Origin of the sequence: Rhodanobacter sp. C01 (assembly GCF_002001045.1) — a bacterium.
GTDB lineage: Bacteria > Pseudomonadota > Gammaproteobacteria > Xanthomonadales > Rhodanobacteraceae > Rhodanobacter.
Genome location: NZ_MUNR01000004.1, coordinates 175,666 through 192,798, shown reverse-complemented (window position 1 = coordinate 192,798; position 17,133 = coordinate 175,666). Strand labels below are relative to the sequence as shown.

General features: G+C 63.1%; 11 protein-coding genes. 3 read left to right on the top strand and 8 right to left on the bottom strand.

What is annotated here, in order from left to right; translation table 11 throughout:
• Positions 1 to 75: 75 nt before the first annotated feature.
• A complete protein-coding gene (locus B0E50_RS01270) occupies positions 76 to 1,689 on the bottom strand; it encodes a S53 family peptidase (RefSeq protein WP_077439263.1) in 1,614 nt (537 codons plus the stop codon).
• Between the two features lie 170 nt (positions 1,690 to 1,859).
• Here B0E50_RS01270 and hemB point away from each other — a divergent pair, with 170 nt between their 5' ends.
• Positions 1,860 to 2,852: a porphobilinogen synthase gene (hemB, locus tag B0E50_RS01265; protein ID WP_077439262.1), complete on the top strand. Its 993-nt coding sequence runs from the start codon at positions 1,860 to 1,862 to the stop codon at positions 2,850 to 2,852.
• A 1,060-nt stretch (positions 2,853 to 3,912) separates the two neighbouring features.
• Here the strand turns inward: hemB and B0E50_RS01255 are convergent.
• Together B0E50_RS01255 and B0E50_RS01250 are read right to left on the bottom strand one after the other, a co-directional pair.
• Positions 3,913 to 6,657: an autotransporter outer membrane beta-barrel domain-containing protein gene (locus B0E50_RS01255; protein WP_217343173.1), complete on the bottom strand. Its 2,745-nt coding sequence runs from the start codon at positions 6,655 to 6,657 to the stop codon at positions 3,913 to 3,915.
• 418 nt (positions 6,658 to 7,075) lie between these two features.
• Positions 7,076 to 7,468 carry a tautomerase family protein gene (locus tag B0E50_RS01250; protein ID WP_077439259.1) on the bottom strand — a complete coding sequence of 131 codons (393 nt, stop codon included), beginning with the start codon at positions 7,466 to 7,468 and terminating at the stop codon, positions 7,076 to 7,078.
• 181 nt (positions 7,469 to 7,649) lie between these two features.
• Here B0E50_RS01250 and pyrC point away from each other — a divergent pair, with 181 nt between their 5' ends.
• Positions 7,650 to 8,702, top strand: a complete 1,053-nt coding sequence (gene pyrC, locus B0E50_RS01245) for a dihydroorotase (RefSeq protein WP_077439258.1) — start codon at positions 7,650 to 7,652, stop codon at positions 8,700 to 8,702.
• 66 nt (positions 8,703 to 8,768) lie between these two features.
• Here pyrC and B0E50_RS01240 read toward each other — a convergent pair whose 3' ends face one another.
• From B0E50_RS01240 to trxA, 5 genes are all read right to left on the bottom strand, one after another.
• Complete coding sequence (locus tag B0E50_RS01240; protein ID WP_077439257.1) at positions 8,769 to 10,019, bottom strand: lytic murein transglycosylase; 1,251 nt, start codon at positions 10,017 to 10,019, stop codon at positions 8,769 to 8,771.
• Between the two features lie 77 nt (positions 10,020 to 10,096).
• A complete protein-coding gene (locus B0E50_RS01235; protein ID WP_077439256.1) occupies positions 10,097 to 11,464 on the bottom strand; it encodes a glutamate--cysteine ligase in 1,368 nt (455 codons plus the stop codon).
• 141 nt (positions 11,465 to 11,605) lie between these two features.
• A complete protein-coding gene (locus B0E50_RS01230) occupies positions 11,606 to 12,466 on the bottom strand; it encodes an ankyrin repeat domain-containing protein (protein ID WP_139350704.1) in 861 nt (286 codons plus the stop codon).
• A gap of 116 nt (positions 12,467 to 12,582) precedes the next feature.
• Positions 12,583 to 14,427 (bottom strand): transcription termination factor Rho, encoded by a 1,845-nt coding sequence (gene rho / locus B0E50_RS01225; RefSeq protein WP_174575013.1) that lies wholly within the window; start codon positions 14,425 to 14,427, stop codon positions 12,583 to 12,585.
• Between the two features lie 220 nt (positions 14,428 to 14,647).
• Positions 14,648 to 14,974 carry a thioredoxin TrxA gene (trxA, locus tag B0E50_RS01220; protein ID WP_077439253.1) on the bottom strand — a complete coding sequence of 109 codons (327 nt, stop codon included), beginning with the start codon at positions 14,972 to 14,974 and terminating at the stop codon, positions 14,648 to 14,650.
• Positions 14,975 to 15,359: 385 nt separating this feature from the next.
• On the opposite strand from trxA, the gene B0E50_RS01210 reads away from it, so the two are divergent.
• Positions 15,360 to 17,102: a DEAD/DEAH box helicase gene (locus tag B0E50_RS01210; protein WP_077439251.1), complete on the top strand. Its 1,743-nt coding sequence runs from the start codon at positions 15,360 to 15,362 to the stop codon at positions 17,100 to 17,102.
• The last annotated feature ends 31 nt before the right edge of the window (positions 17,103 to 17,133 follow it).

The window sequence follows — 17,133 nt, the reverse complement described above, 5'->3', positions numbered from 1 at the left end:
CGTGAATGCCGGCCAGCGTCCAGCACCCGGTCGATCCGGGTTGCTGGCGCGTGGCACCGGCTGGCCCGGACAAGCTTACGCTTTGCCCTTGGGCTTGCCGCCCGAGGCTGGCGATTTGTGGGTGTCGCCCTTGGGCTTGTGGCCTGAGGGCGCGGGCGCAGGACTGCTCGACTTATTACCTTGCAGCGCACTGAGCAGGGCCTGCCCGTTCGGGCTGCCCAGGCCGGTACAGGCGTCCCAACCCGGGCCGGCCGCATAGCTGCCGTTGTTGCCCTGGGTGATGTCGTGGAACGGCGCTTCGCCGATGCCGTACAGGGCGGCATTGGCGGCGCCCAGCGCGTGGTCGAGCTGCTGGTTGAGGCGCGCCACCAGCGCGGCCCACAGCGGCGCGACTGCGCTGGTGCCGCCGATGACCTCGCTCTGGCCGTCGACCAGCACGCTGTAACCCGTGAGCGGATCCGCGTTGCCGGCGACATCCGGCACACCGCGACCGACGAAACCGTTCGGTGCCGCGGGAACCTTCGACGTCGACTGCCATGAAGGCAGCGCGAACACGGTGCTGACACCGCCGCCGGTGGCGCCCTCGTTGCCGGCGGTCTCGTTCCACACCACCTCGCTCTTGATCGTGCTGCCGCTGCCGACAAGTTCGGTGCCGCCACAGGCCAGCACGGAAGGGCTGGAGGCGGGGAAATCCACTGTCGGCTGGCCGCTGCTGACGCCATCGCTGGAACCGTTGTCTCCAGCCGCCACGGTCACCGTCACGCCGAGTGCGGCGGCATCTTCCAGTGCAGTCTCCATCGCATTGCGCGACGCCGTACTCCAGTTGCTTTCGGGGCCGCCCCAGCTGATCGACATTACATTGGCCGGCTGGGTGGTGCTGTGTGCGGCCTGCGAGATCGCGTTGTAGAAACCCTGGTCGGTGTTTCCGGCAAAATAGACCACCAGCTGCGCCGCCGGTGCCAGTGCACCGGAGACTTCGATGTCCAGCATCACCTCGGCATCCGCATCGCCACCGGGCTGGTTGCTGCCGCCATCGACCGAGACGGCGGTGATGGACGGCGTCGTCAACCCGAGACCCTTGAAGTAGGTATCCAGATCGGTCTGCACATAACCGCCGCCAAGTTCGATGATCGCGATGGTCTGGCCGGTGCCGTCGCCAGCGGGAAAGTTGTACAGCTGCCCGACCTGCAACGGTGTGTAGGTATTGGCAGGTGTTGCTTGCGCGATGCGGAAATGCGGTTGCGCGACCGGGCGCTGATCCAGTCCCAGCACCGCGATGACCGCCGGGTCAGGCAGGACGGGCGCCTGCGCGGAGCCGACATAGGGAGCCCCGCCGGGCGTCAGCTCGTAATGGCCCAGCTGCACACCGAACGCCTGTTGCAGGGATTGCGCAGTGCCACGCAGATGCAGCGTGCGTCGTCCCGGTTCGCAGGCCAGTTCCTGCAGGCCATGTTGGCGGCTGAAGCTGCGCAGGCGTTCCACATCGGCCGGATCGGCACCGTAGCGTGCAACAAAATCTGCATGCCGCTCGCTGCGCGATGCCGACGGTGCCAGCGTGCCGAGCGGGCTCCTGCGCCGCAGGACCAGGGTAACGTCGAGCGTTTCATCCGGGGCATGCGAGCCCATGTAGCGGGCGTTGGTCGGCAGATGCCAGTCGGCAGTCGCGACGGTAGGTGTGGTCTTGCTCATGATGCTTCCTCCGGCGGGGAACGGCGGGTCTCGACGCCGAGGGTGCACCCGAAAACGTGACGGTAAAGTGTCGTGGTCGACCTCCTGACAGGTGCGGGCAATGTCGCAGTGCGGCGGCAGGCTTTCGTTGTGGCCTAAAATGATCGGGATATGACCAGTCAGGATCTGCCATGAGCTTCCCCGCCATCCGCATGCGTCGCATGCGCCGCGATGCCTTTTCCCGTGCGCTGATGCGCGAGCACACCTTGTTGCCGAGTGACCTGATCATGGTCGCGTTCGTGATCGAGGGCGAAGGCCAGCGCGAAGCGGTACCTTCGATGCCGGGCGTGGATAGGCTGTCGATCGACGAGCTGCTGAAGCTGGCCGGTGAATGCGTGCGCCTCGACATTCCGGCGCTGGCGTTGTTCCCCTCGCCGGGCTCGGCGGTGAAGAGCGAAGACGCTGCCGAAGCATGGAATCCCGACGGCCTGATGCAGCGCGCTACCCGCGCGCTGAAGACGAAGTATCCGGAGTTGGGTCTCATCGGCGATGTCGCGCTCGATCCGTACACCACACATGGCCAGGACGGCCTGATCGACGACACCGGCTACGTGATGAACGAGCCCACTGTCGAGGCGCTGATCAAGATGTCGCTGGCGCAGGCCGAAGCCGGCATGGATTTCGTGGCGCCGTCGGACATGATGGACGGCCGCATCGGCGCGATCCGCGACGCGCTGGAAGAAGCCGGCCACATCCACACCCGCATCCTCGCCTACTCGGCGAAATATGCTTCCGCCTTCTACGGCCCGTTCCGCGATGCGGTCGGTTCGTCGGCGAACCTCGGCAAGGGCAACAAGCACACCTACCAGATGGACGTCGCCAACAGCGACGAGGCACTGCACGAAGTCGAGCTGGACATCGCCGAAGGGGCCGACGCGGTGATGGTGAAGCCGGGCTTGCCGTATCTCGACATCGTGCGGCGGGTGAAGGACACGTTTGGCGTGCCGACGTTCGTGTATCAGGTTAGTGGTGAGTACGCGATGCTGAAGGCGGCGTCGCAGAATGGATGGCTGGATGAAAAGGCGGTGGTGCTGGAGTCGCTGACCGCGATGAAGAGGGCGGGGGCGGATGCGATTCTTACTTATTATGCGATCGATGCGGCAAGGTGGTTGCGCGGGGAGTGATCCGGTTTTTCAGATGGCGGGATGTATTCAAAGACGACGATGCGGGGCTGCCATGGCAGGTCACGAAAAAAAATCTGAAAGTCTCGTTTGCCGTGCTGCTGTTCGCCACGCTCTGCCTTTGCGCGGGGTTCGCACTCTGGGATCGCGTAGTGGTCCACGTGCGTGAGCCGGCGGTCACGCACGGGATGGCGGCCTCCGCGCCAGCAGGTGCCGCGTCCATTCTAAGTATCCCGCCGAAACGATCGGGCTTGACGAGACCGGCACGCATGTCCACCGTTTCCTCCAGAAGGCTGAGTACACTTTTGTCGCGTTCGGCGGTGAACTGCTCGGTGCTGATCGCGGTGAGTGGGGTGGAGAGCTGGTTTTCCGTGACGCTAGCGGTACGGTGCATCCAGTACTACCGCGTAATGTGCATGGCATCGTGAGGATGCCTTTCGGGGTAGTCGTATTTACTGGATTGGCGCATATGGGGCAAAGCGCGGGTGCCATCTTTCGCATAGAGAAACGCAACGATGGTGCTGTTGTTGCGACACGAATGCATTCCCTTCGCGGTGCACCGGGCGATGTCCGTTGGACAACATCTGGTGATCTGGTTTTTTCAGTTCACTACGTGTCCCGTGATGGTCTGTTCGATGGCGTGCATGCGCAGTGTCTCCTTCTGGACAGATCAGGCGATTTGCGAAGGCAACCCTGCTTGATGATCTTGGGTGGATAGCCACTCAAGCGCAAAATGAATATCGGGGTTGGTTCAGTTCCGGATGTGTCGTGGTGCCTTGCAGAAGCAAGAGCTTTCGGGCGCCTACGACGCTCGAGTTACTTTCTCTTTGCGTGGCCAAAGAGAAAGCTAACCAAAGAGAAAGGCTACCCTGCTTTGCGCTTGCCGGGCATCGTGCCCGGCAAGTCCGTGGATATTGGGGTCGGGTCCAGTTTTCGCGATAAGGCGGTGTGCGTTGCAAAGGCAAGACCTTTCGCTTGCATTTGAACTCGACGGCGCCGTGCTGGCTGATCGGGACGAAGCGATCGTTTCCGGCGCGTTGAAGGTGCTGTGGCTGTAGACGAGCTAACGCGGCGCGTCAGCGCCGCCCCATACGATGCGAAGGCCAAGATTTCCCTCGACACCGCGTCGATGCACAGCGTCAAGGTTGGTCAGGTAACTCACTTCGCCGAAGAGGCTGACATGGCGGGTCAGATGTGCGCTGATGCCGCCGCCAAATTCGAAAGCGGTGCTTGCCAGGTTGGTAGGGATGTTGTCCATACCAGCGAATACGGTGTTGTAGGTGCGATTGAAATCGCGCCAGAAGTTGGCCTTCAAGTACGGCTGCCATACCTGTTCACCGTGCACGATATTGCTTTGCAACCGTAAGCCGATGCGCCCGGTGATCGCATTCGTGGGCGTGAATGCCACGCTGGATACCGGATCCTGGAAGGTATCAGTATTGATGTGTTGCCATATGACTTGCATCTGGGGTTCGAGCGTCAGCCGCTGCCCCAGTTGCAATGGCTTGCCACCTTCCAGTGATGCCGTGAACAGTTTGCCGTCTGTACTGTTGTGGAATCCCTGGATCGAGTCGATCGATGTGCGCAGCCAGGTTTCCATGAGCACCGCGTCGACATAGCCGTTGGCCGGACCGATGTGTGTCCAGTAGGCACCTATGCTATTGGCGTCCACACTCAGATCGCCGGTACGCGTATCTGGGAAGCCAGCGACATTGCCGTCGACTTGACCGCTGGCATGGGTGTAGCCGATGAATGCACCGATGTGGTCGCGATCGCCATCATCGCCTTCGCGTGCGTAGAGATCGTGACCAGCCTGGACACCATTGAGGTCACCGTCGAAGCGTGATGCGGTCGCGCCTTGCTGCGCCTGGTCATTGTGCAGTCCGATCACGCGTACCCATGCTGCAGGCACCAAGCCGTCGCCGGTAACAAGCAGCTGGCCGCCTTGCCGTTCGTCGAAAGTGCCGAGTTGGGTGAGGCCCATTTGCTTGGTCAAGGCGGGGATATTCGAATCCAGCGCGGTTTCCGGACGGAACAACGGTGTTGGCGGATCTCCCGCAGGTACCGGAGTCGGCAGTGCTGGGGTGCCCAGGGCAGCGATTGGCGTACTCGGAGGAGGAGCTGGAGGAGGCGCAGGTGACGGAGCTGGTGCCGGTGCCGGAGCGGAAGGCGGAGGAGGTGCAGGTGGCGCACTCGAGCGCAGGTACCAATTCTGCGATGTCCCGTCGCTTACGCCGCCTTCGAACAGGTAATACGTATAGGCGCCGGCTTGCACTTGGCCGCCGCTGAGTGCGAAGGCCGTCGGCGCGATCGTCGCTCCGTTGGCGGCTTCCACCAGGAGGATGCCGTCGTTGGCAGTGAACCCGCCAACGCCACCCACATTCGTGACATGGATATCGGTGCTCCCGCTTGCCGTGCCACCGCTGATCACCAGCCTGTCGGCGGGTGAGTTGTCGGCACCGAGCACGGTGTTGAGCAGCAGACTTGCCTGATTGCCGGTGTAGTTGCCCACGATGGTGAAGGTGTTCGCGGCAGGCATGCCGCCGTTGGTCAGGTCGATGGTGCCGGCATTGGTGACGTTGACGAGCTGGCCTGCCGTGAAGGGTTGTATGACGCCGTTGGCGCCGTTGCCGGCCAGAAGCATGCTGTCGGCATCGATCGTCACGTTTCCCGTGCCGGAGGTCGCGTCACCCATGACCAGGGTTCCATCCATGGTCAGTCGGGTGCCATTGGTGACGGCAACCGATTCCCAATTCGTGAATCCGGCGATGCCTGTGACGGTGGCATCATCGAATGTGAGCGTGTCCGATGCTGATCCGGCACCACTCACGGTACCGCTGAGATTGAACGTGCCGCCTTGCACCAGCGCCGTGTTGAACGCGCCCGTTCCGCTCCAGTCCCAATCGGTGCCTTGTGCCAGCAAGGTCTTGAAATGGGTGAACGCGTTCGTCGCACTCCCCGAGCCTTGCAGGATGACGGTGCTTGGAGCGCTGCCGCTGCCGCCATCGGCGGAGCCGATGATCACCGAACCGGTTTGCAGGATCAGTGTATTGACCCCGTTTCCCATCTGCACGGCGACGCCGGTGCTTTGCAACAGGCCGGCGTTGATGATGGTGCTTGCGCCGTTGAGCGTACGTATGGCGGCGCCTTGCTGACTGATGATTTTTCCACCGGCCAGGTTCTGGATACTGGCGGTGAAACTCGATCCGACGGTGTTGGAGAAAACGGCGTCGGAACCGGAGCCCTGGGCCTGGATCGTGCCGCTGTTGACCAGACTGTCATTGTTGCCCTGCATATAGGCGGTCGGGCTGTTCGCGCCAGTGGTCAGCAATGAGCCGGTATTGGTGATCGTTCCGTTCTGTCCGAGGATGGACATCGCTCGCGCGTTGCTGCCGGACGTGCTCACCGATCCGTTGTTGATCAGGGTGTTGTTCGCCTGGCCCAAAATCGTCTGGCCCCATGCGGCAGTCATGCCATAGGCATTGGGCCCGGCCGTGCTGATCGTGCCGTTGTTGGTCAACGTATTGAAGCTGCCATTGGCGGCCATGCCGTCGTTATAGGCGCCGGTGGTCGTGATGCTTCCCTGGCTGGCATTGGTGAGGCTGTTGTTGTCGCCGACGCCCAGCAATGCGGCGCCGCGATTGGTGCCGGTGCCGCCGCCACCAGTGAGGGTGATGGCGCCGCTGTTGGTGATCTGGCTTGCATGATCGACGCTGAAGGCCACCGGGCTCAGGGCGCGTGTGTCGGCGAAATTCACGCCCTGGCTGATGTTTATGGTGACGTTGCTGCTGCCCGTTTGCGCAATCACCGGCGCAATGCCCGTGCCGCTACAGGTGACCGTGCTTCCACTCGTCGGTGCACTGTTGGTGCATGTGGCATAGACGGCGCTTGCCGGCAGCATCGACAGCCATAGTGCCGGTGTCGTGGCGAATACGTAGAGCGGTCTGAGACGCCTTGTCCCCGATTTACGGTTTGAACAATCGCTGCGCGGCATGCACTTTCCCCCGATGTGAGGTGGAGCGACGGATGCACTGGATCGTTTGACATGTCCCTGACGCGGCGAAGCGTACATTCCGGGTGCATGTTTTTGCGTTTCTCGCGGTTTTATGCTGATTCGAACGTAAACGACGCGTGAAAGGTTGCCATGCGCTGGATCCGGGCGTTGTCATGCAAAGCGCAGGCGCAGCGATGCCACGAGGTCTGTTTATCGTCGGGTGCAGTCATCATCACCTTGGCGCTTGTGCGTATTGCGCAACACCGTTGCCGAATGACCAGTTCTCCTTCGCCACCTCGACCAGATTGATGAACACATCTTCGGGGCGAAGACCCGGATCGGCGGAAAAATTCACGGCGATGCCACGGTACAGCGCCTGCTTCTGCTCCACCGTGCGACCGCTGTTGCAGGTGATCTGCACGATCACCAGATCGTCGCTGCGCGCGATGCCGAGGTAGTTCGGGTCGCAGTCGAACTCGTCGGCATCGTGCTGGCTGATCAGGATGAAGCGGTCGTTCTCCGGCACGTTGAAGGTTTTGCGCATGGCCTGGTAGATGCCGTGGCGCAGGGCGGCGAGATGGGTGGGCGACTTGCCGCGGCGGAGCGAGATGCGAACCAGTGGCATGGTGGACTTTCCACGAGGATAAAGCACGATGGATGGGGATGGGTGATGCGATATCATGTGCCATTGGCAGCCATGGCACGAGGGCAGCCATGGCACGAGACATCCTGCATATGTCCGCCATGCAACCAGTCCTGACATCTGCTGTGTTCTTCTCTCGATACCCATTCCGAGTCCGTCAGCCATGACACCCACGCGTCTTGAAATCACACGCCCTGATGACTGGCATCTGCATCTTCGCGATGGCGAGACGCTGACCTCGGTGATCGGCCACACCGCGCAGCGCTTTGCGCGCGCCATCGTGATGCCGAACCTGAAGCCGCCGGTGACGACGGTCGCGCAGGCGGAAGACTATCGTCGACGAATTCTGGCGAGCTTGCCCGCAGGTATGCGCTTCCAACCGCTGATGACGCTGTACCTCACCGAGAGCACGCCGGCCGAGGAGATCATCCGCGCCAGGGACAGCGACAGCGTGTTTGCGGTCAAGTATTACCCCGCTGGCGCCACCACCAATTCACAGTCCGGCGTGCGCGAGCTGTCGCGGGTGTATCACGTGCTTGAATCCATGGAGAAGCACGAACTGCCCTTGCTGCTGCATGGCGAGGTCACCGATCCGGACATCGACATCTTCGATCGCGAGCGCGTTTTCATCGAGCGCTACCTGATGCCGCTGCAGGCGCGGTTTCCGGCGCTGCGCATGGTGCTGGAACATATCACCACCCGCGACGCGGTCGACTTCGTCAGCCGCGCTCCGGTCAACGTGGCGGCCACGATTACCGCGCATCATCTGCTGCTCAACCGCAACGCGTTGTTCGAGGGCGGTATCCGCCCACACAACTACTGCGCCCCGATCCTCAAGCGGGAGACGCATCGTGCCGCCTTGCTGCAGGCGGCGACCAGCGGCGATCCGCACTTCTTCCTCGGCACGGACAGTGCACCGCATCCCCGCGAAGCGAAGGAAACGGCCTGCGGCTGTGCGGGTCTCTATACGGCCCATGCGGCGCTGGAGCTGTATGCCGAAGCGTTCGAGCAGGCCGGTCGGTTGGATCGGCTCGAGGCGTTTGCCAGCTTCCACGGTCCGGACTTCTACCGCTTGCCGCGCAACCAGGATCGCATCGCACTCGAACGCACATCGTGGACCGTGCCGGAGGAATATCCGCTGGCCGGATCCAGCTGCAAACCGATGCGAGCCGGCGAGTCGGTCGCGTGGTCGGTGGTAGACGCTGCTTCCTCCTGATCGGCTGACGCGGAGCTGCCCGCGTGGCGCATCGTCTGCCGGACTGTCTCTCGGCGCAATGACCGATCAGTGAGTAGCGCCTGGTTGCGCGCGCAGTGCCGCCAGCATTTTCTGCCCCGCGCGCCCGTCGACCGGCATGCCTAACCGGCCCTGCTCGGCACGGATCGCGACGCGGGTCTTGGCACCGATCAGGCCATCGGGCATCCCGATGTCGTAGCCACGGGCCTGCAGCAGGGTTTGCAGTTCGCGGTTTTCCGCGCGCGACAGGCCGGGATCATCGGTGGGCCACGGCGTAACGAAACCGATGCTGTCGTTGTGGTTGCCGACCAGGGTGGACAGCTGCGCGATCGCCAGCGCGTAGTTTTCGCTGGCGTTGTAGCTGTAGATGGTGTCGAAGTTCTTGCCGGTCAGGAACGCTGGGCCTTGCGTACCGGTGGGCAGCAGCAGGCCGGTGTCGGGCAGGTTCGGCGGCAGCGGCTTGCCGTTGGCCTGGGTGATGCCCTGTGCGATCCAGTACGCGACGTCGTGCTTGTTCTTGCGGGTCGAGCTGCCCGCGTAGCCGGCCGGTAACTTCACCTCCAGGCCCCACGGCTCTCCCGTGCGGTAACCCGCCTGATGCAGGAAGTTGGCGGTGGAGGCCAGCGCATCGGGCACGCTGCCGACCACATCGCGGTGGCCGTCGCCATCGAAATCGACCGCGGTGTGCAGGAAGGTGCTGGGCATGAACTGGGTCTGCCCGAACGCGCCGGCCCATGAGCCGTTGAGCTTGTCGGGCGCGATGTCGCCGTTTTGCAGAATCTGCAGCGCCGAGGCGAACTCGGTGCGAAAATACGCCTGCCGCCGCCCGAAGCACGACAGCGTGCCCAGCGACTGCACCAGCGGTCGCCCACCGGTGATCTTGCCGAAGTTGCTCTCCACACCCCACACGCTGACCACGATCGCCGGATCGACGCCGTAGCGGCTCTGGATCTGGCGCAACAGGGGTAACCATTGCTGGTACGCGGCGCGGCCATCGGCCACGCGCTCCTTGTCCACCAGCATCGCCATGTAATCCCACGCCGGCAGCGTGAATTCAGGCTGCTTGTCGAGCAAGGGCAGGATGCTGCCGTCCGGCGTGAGGTTTGCCGTGTAGTGCTTCCACGTGTCATCGCTGATGCGCGCGAAGCTGTCGCCGTGTCGCAGCCCGGCAAGACACTGGTTGAACTCGGTCTGGCTGAGTACCGGCAGGGTCGTGTCCTGCGCATGGGCGACCGATGTCAGGCATGGCGCGATCAACAGGCAGGCAAGCGTCAAGGTGAGGCGGTATGCGTTGGACATCGGGCATCCTTGTACAGCTGACGGTAGTGCAGGCAACGATCATAGCGGCTTGCACTGGGTAGCTTGAATAATGCTCGTCAGTAGGCAAACTCGCGGAACACCGGATCCACGCTGCCGTTCCACGCACCGTAGAACAGTTCCAGCTTGCGCTCGGCGGGGGTCTGGTTGGCCTGCACGATCTCGATCATCGGTTCGAGGAAGATGCTCTCGTCGGCGCCGTTCTTGTTGAGGCGGGCGCGGCGCTTGAGGCCGTGTCCGGCGATCTTCAGCGCTTCCTCGGCGAGGTCGCGCACGGTACCGTTGCGGAACGGCAGCTTCAGCGCATGCTTCGGCACACCGTCGCGCAGCGCATGGCGTTCCTCTCGGCTGAAGTCCTTGACCAGATCCCACGCGGCATCCAGCGCCTCGTCGTCGTACAGCAGGCCGACCCAGAATGCGGGCAGTGCGCACAAGCGATTCCACGGACCGCCGTCGGCGCCACGCATCTCCAGGTACTGCTTCAGGCGAACCTCGGGGAACGCGGTGGTGAGGTGGTCGGCGAAGTCCTTCATGTTCGCCTTGGCGCCGGGCAGCATCGGCAGTTCACCGGCCATGAACTTCTTGAAGTCCTGTCCGGCGAGATCGATGTACTTGCCATCCTGGAAGCTGAAATACATCGGCACGTCGAGGATGTAGTCGACATAGCGCTCGTAGCCGAAGCCGTCGGCGAACACGAAATCGAGCATGCCGGTACGGTCCTTGTCGGTATCGGTCCAGATATGCGAGCGATACGACAGATAGCCGTTTGGATGTCCCTCGGTGAACGGTGAATCGGCGAACAGCGCGGTAGCGATCGGCTGCAGCGCGAGGCTGGTGCGGAACTTCTTGATCATGTCCGCTTCGCTGGAGAAATCCAGGTTCACCTGCACGGTGCAGGTGCGCGTCATCATGTCCAGGCCGAGCGAACCGACCTTGGGCATGTATTCGCGCATGATCTTGTAGCGGCCCTTCGGCATCCACGGCATCTCGTCGCGCCGCCACTTCGGCTGGAAGCCCATGCCGAGGAAGCCGAGGCCCATGCCGTCGGCGATCGAGCGCACTTCCTCCAGATGCGAGTTCACCTCGCAACATGTCTGGTGGATCGTCTCCAGCGGTGCGCCGGACAACTCCAGCTGGCCGGCCGGTTCCAGCGTGATCGAAGCCTTGTCGCGTGACAGCGCGACAGGGTTCTCGCCTTCGCGGGCCACGTCCCAGCCGTAGCGGGTAGCAATGGTTTCCAGCAGCAGCTTGATGCCGCGGTCGCCCTCGAAGGTCGGTGGCCGCAAAGTGTCGGTGAGGAAGCCGAACTTCTCGTGCTCGGTGCCGATGCGCCACGCCTCGCGTGGCTTCTCGCCCGCAGCGAGGTAATCGGTCAGTTGCTGGCGGTCCCGGATCGGGGTGCTCTTGACGGCACTGGGTATGGACACGGGCAAGGCCTCGCTGGGTGAGCGAGTCACTATGGGGGTGTTGCGTGACAACGAAAAGGGGGTAACGACAAATAATTGGACGGGGCGGTACAGATGACAGCGCAGACTGGCCTTCGTCAGCCGCACGCGCGGCCCAGCTTTTCAGTTCATCGTGGCGGTGGTTGGGCAGACCAGTCGTTTCTTCATGGAGTCGGGCAAACCTTTGCTTTTACCAAGACTGGCAACCGTGACGCCGGGTTTGCGAATCGCCAAGTTTGCGCGACATGGCTCAGCGCCGTGATCGAGCAAGAACTGCACCATGGCAGCATGACCGGACGCGGTGGCTGCTGCCAATCCGTCCGAGGGATCAGCGCCGTGATCGATTAGGCGTTGCACCATGACTGTGTCACCCCGAATGATGGGTAATAGCAGCAGATTGGCGCCTTTAGGCCATTGTGCTTCAAGGTCGGCGTGGTGGTTAAAAACAATGTCCAGCGTTTTTACGTCATCACACATGACAGCGATACTTAGTGCGGGGGCATCGTGGCCGCCCGGAAACATCAGCAATTCGTCCAACTCAAGAGCAGTTTTCGGGTCTGGGTTCGTCGAATCCCACTTCGGATCCTTCTTCACATCCGCAACGATTTGGTCATGGAAGTTGCGCTTTAGACCTGGCATCGAACCTCGACCATCCACTAATGCGCCGTCGTCCAACAGGCTATCTACGATCGTAGATAGCCTGGCATAGGCCGCGATGATCAGCGCGGACTGACGCCAGCGTGCGGCATCGACTTTATTCATGGTACCCAGCTGCTGTCGCACTTGAGGAAGTTTGCCATCGATCACGTTTATCAAGAGGCTGTTGATGGCAGGAGGCACGTCCAATTTGCCTTGTAAGGCGAGCTTGCGCATGAGATCGGTCTGGTTTGTACACATCCGTACGGGCGATATTGGTTTCACATCAGCCACGGCTGGCTTGACAAGTAGCAGTCCAATTACAAGTAGTGCAATGCGCAGAAGCATGCGTTTCCTCCCTGACGCCAGTGGCCGATATAAGCTGAAGCAGGATGGTTGTGCAAGTACGCAAAAGCAGAAAGGCCGGCATGTGCCGGCCTTTCTGGATGACGCTTAACGGACGATCAGCGCTTCATCGAATTGAAGAACTCGTCGTTGGACTTGGTGTTCTTCATCTTGTCGAGCATGAACTCCATCGCGGCCAGCTCGTCCATCGGGTGCAGCAATTTGCGCAGGATCCAGATCTTGGCCAGCATGTCCGGGTCGATCAGCAGATCCTCGCGGCGAGTGCCGGAGCGGTTGATGTCGATCGCCGGGTACACGCGCTTCTCGGAGATGCGGCGGCTCAGGTGCACTTCCATGTTGCCGGTGCCCTTGAACTCCTCGTAGATCACCTCGTCCATCTTGCTGCCGGTCTCGGTCAGCGCGGTAGCGATGATGGTCAGCGAGCCGCCTTCTTCCACGTTACGCGCGGCGCCGAAGAAACGCTTCGGACGCTGCAATGCGTTGGCGTCGACACCACCGGTGAGCACCTTGCCGGAGCTGGGCACCACGGTGTTATAGGCGCGGGCGAGGCGGGTGATCGAGTCGAGCAGGATCACCACGTCCTTCTTGTGCTCGACCAGGCGCTTGGCGCGCTCGATCACCATTTCGGCGACCTGCACGTGGCGCACGGCCGGCTCGTCGAACGTCGAGGAGATCACCTCGGCGCGCACGGTGCGTGCGATCTCCGTCACTTCCTCCGGGCGCTCGTCGATCAACAGCATGATCAGGTGCGCTTCGGGATGGTTGTACGTGATCGCCTGGGCGATGTTCTGCAGCATCATTGTCTTGCCGGACTTCGGCTGGGAGACGATCAGGCCGCGCTGGCCCTTGCCGATCGGTGCGATCAGGTCAAGGATGCGGCCGGTGATGTCCTCGCTCGACCCGTTGCCGCGTTCCAGCTTGAAGGCCTTGCGCGGAAACAGCGGGGTGAGGTTCTCGAACAGCATCTTGTTCTTCGACGCCTCCGGCGGATCGCCGTTGATGTCGTCGACGCGCAGCATGGCGAAGTAACGCTCGCCTTCCTTCGGATGACGCACGCGCCCGGTGATGTAGTCGCCGGTGCGCAGGTTGAAGCGGCGGATCTGGCTGGGCGACACATAGATGTCGTCCGGGCCGGCCAGGTACGACTCGTCGGCCGAGCGCAGGAAGCCGAAGCCGTCCTGCAGGATTTCCAGCACGCCTTCGGCCCAGATGCCGCCGCCGGAGCGTGCGTGCGCCTTGAGCACGTTGAAGATCACATCCTGCTTGCGGGCGCGGGCGACACCTTCGTGCACGCCCAGCGACTCGGCGAATTCCAGCAGCTGCGGCGCCTTCATGCGCTTGAGTTCGGTGAGGTTGATCACCCGGTCGTTGCTGCCCGGATCGGCGTTGTCGTCGTCCACCGGCAGGCCGTTCGGGTTGGGTCGCGGATGGTTTTGCGGACGGCCTTGCTGCTGGTTCGGATTGCCGCCACGCTCGTTGCGTCGACGCCGGCCACGGCCTTCGCGACCTTCGCGGGGGCCATTATTGGGGTTGTTCGGACCGGGGTTCTGGCCTTGCCCTTGGGCGCCCTGATTCGGGTTCTGGCCTTGGTTCGGGTTTTGCGTCTGAACCTGGTTCTGACCCTGACCCGGGTTCGACGCCGGATCCTGATTCTGGTTCTGGCCCTGATAAGCGACGGGCTCGCGCGGTTCCTGCGGTGCCCGTTGCGGCGGTGCTTCGTTACGTGGTGCTGGTGCCTGGGCGGCTTGCGTTGGCGTTGGCCGTTCGGCTGGCACCGGAGGTGGCGTTGGCGCGGCGGCGGGTGGCGTCTTGTCGCTCATTGCAGCCTTCTCTGCGTTGGCCGCCGCGATCGCTGCAGCCGTGCGGCGCGGCGCGCGCGGACGCGGTTCGGGCTTGCCTTCGGCAACAGGCTTGGATTCGGCGCTCTTGGCGTCGTTCGACATAGTGTTTTCGGTATCGGACACGGGCAGTCCTCGCAGGGCGCCGTTGAATTACAGGAGGGAGGGTGTGCGTCGCGCGGAAGGCGCAAGGGGACAGGACTGTCCCGACGGACGCGATGAATCTAGCACCCGCTGTGTATCGGCGTAAAGCCTGGCGAACCGGCCGCATTCAGCGGGCCGGCTCGGTGCAGCGGGTTTGCAACAGGCGGATCAGGTGGATCGGTCAGATGGCCTTGTCGATCATCTGGGTCAGCTGGCCCTTGCTGACGGCGCCGATCTGGGTCGCCTCGACCTTGCCGTTCTTGAACACCATCAGGGTCGGGATGCCTCGCACGCCGTAGGTGCGCGGGGTCTGCTGGTTGTGGTCGATGTTGACCTTCACGATGCGCAGCTTGCCTTCGTACTGCTGGGCCAGCTCATCCAGCATCGGCGCGATGGCCTTGCACGGGCCGCACCATTCCGCCCAGAAATCCAGCAGCACCGGGGTATCGGACTTGAGCACCTGCTGCTCGAAGGCGTCGTCGTTCACATGGGTAATCAGGTCGCTCACCGGGGATCTCCGTGGCTGAGGCAAAAAACGAATGGGTGGAACGTGGGGTGGCAAATGGCGAAAAACAAGGAGATGAGGACGCCAGGGGCCGTCATCAGCTACACTCGGGCGCCCATAAAGCGCGGGTTGGGCAGGAAGGAGAGGTGCCGTGGCGGCAAGTCTTCATTCCAGCGCAACTCCGGGCACGATTCAAGGGCGGCCTGCAAGGCTGCCCGTCAGACCGCCGGCAAACACGGCGTCGCCAGCCGCGGCGCGACCTTGTTGACCCTGACATTGAGCCGCTTCGCGCACCCGTCCTGCACCGCCCTTCGCCGACGCCCCGCGTCCGGCGCCTGAAGCGGGTGCAGCACATCACGCCGCCGTCAGGCAAGGTTTCCAATTCCCTATGTCACAAACCGTACTCACCGATACCTTCTTCGCCAACTTCGATTTGCAACCGCTGCTGCAGCAAGGCCTGGACGACAGCGGCTTCACCCGTTGCACGCCGATCCAGGAAATGACCCTGCCGCTGGCGCTCGCCGGGCGCGATGTCGCCGGCCAGGCCCAGACCGGCACCGGCAAGACCTGCGCCTTCCTGGTCGCGCTGATGAACCGACTGCTGACCACCCCGGCCGTGGCCGACCGCAAGGACAGCGACCCGCGCGCGCTGGTGATCGCGCCGACCCGCGAGCTGGCGATCCAGATCGAGAAGGATGCCAAGGCGATCGGCCGTCATACCGGCCTGCGCACCGCGCTGATCTACGGCGGCGTCGATTACGACAAGCAGCGCCAGCAACTGAAAGATGGCTGCGACATCATCATCGCTACCCCCGGCCGCATGCTCGACTACCACAAGCAGGGCGTGTTCAATCTCAACAGCGTCGAAGTGATGGTGATCGACGAGGCCGACCGCATGTTCGACCTCGGCTTCATCAAGGACGTGCGCTTCATCTTCCGCAAGCTGCCGCCACGCGAGCAGCGCCAGGTGCTGCTGTTCTCCGCCACGCTGAGCCATCGCGTGCTGGAGCTGGCCTACGAGCACATGCACGAGGCCGAGAAGCTGGTGGTGGAGAGCGACAACGTCACCGCCGACAAGGTGCGCCAGCTGGTCTACTTCCCGGCCAAGGAAGAGAAGATGCCGCTGCTGCTGAACCTGATCGACCGTGCCAAGCCGAGTCGCAGCATCATCTTCGTCAACACCAAGGCCGCCGCCGAGCGCATCACCGAGCGCGTCAAGCGGCACGGCTGCCGCGTCGGCGCGATTTCCGGTGACGTGCCGCAGCTGAAGCGGCAGAAGCTGCTGCAGCGTTTCCAGGACGGCCAGCTGGACATCCTGGTGGCCACCGACGTGGCCGCGCGCGGCCTGCACATTCCCGCGGTCAGCCACGTGTTCAACTACGACCTGCCGCACGATGCGGAAGATTACGTGCACCGCATCGGCCGTACCGCCCGTCTCGGCGCAGAAGGTGACGCGATCAGCTTCGCCTGCGACCTGTACGCGATGTCGCTGCCGGAGATCGAGACCTATATCGGCCAGAGCATCCCGGTGGCGCCGATGGATCCGGAACTGCTGATCATGCCGAAGCCGCGCGAGATCGATGCCGAGTTCGCCGCGAATGCCGCTGCCGATAGCGCCGCATTCGGCGACGTGGTGGCGCCGCGCCCGGGCGACAAGCCGAGCCGTTCGCGGGGTGCTTCCGGTGGCCGCGACGGCGAGCGTCGCCATGGCGAGCGCAGCGCTTCGCGCCCGCCACGAGAGCGCAAGCCGGCTGCAGAAGTTCATGTGGAAGCCGCGGCCAAGGTGGTTGATGCGAAAACCACGCCTGCTGCAAATGACGTTGCAGGCACCGGCGCTGCCGAGGGTACGCGCAAGCCGCGCCGTCGTCGCGGAGGCCGCAATCGCCGCCGCGAGGACGGTGCTGCGGTCGTCGAGGCAGGTGGTCAGAACACCGCGGCAGCGGTCGAAGGCAATCGCGCGCCGCGCGGCGAGCGTCGTCCGCCACGCGAGCGCAATGCAGGTGAGTCAGGCGCCGCGGGCAACCGGCCATCGCGGCAGGTGGCGGTGACGGCCGGCGTCACTGCCGGTCACGCGCACCCGAAGAAGCCGGGCCTGTTCCGCCGGCTGACCCGGCTGTTCACGGGGCGTTGAGCGTCGTGATCGTCGTGGACTGAATCCACGG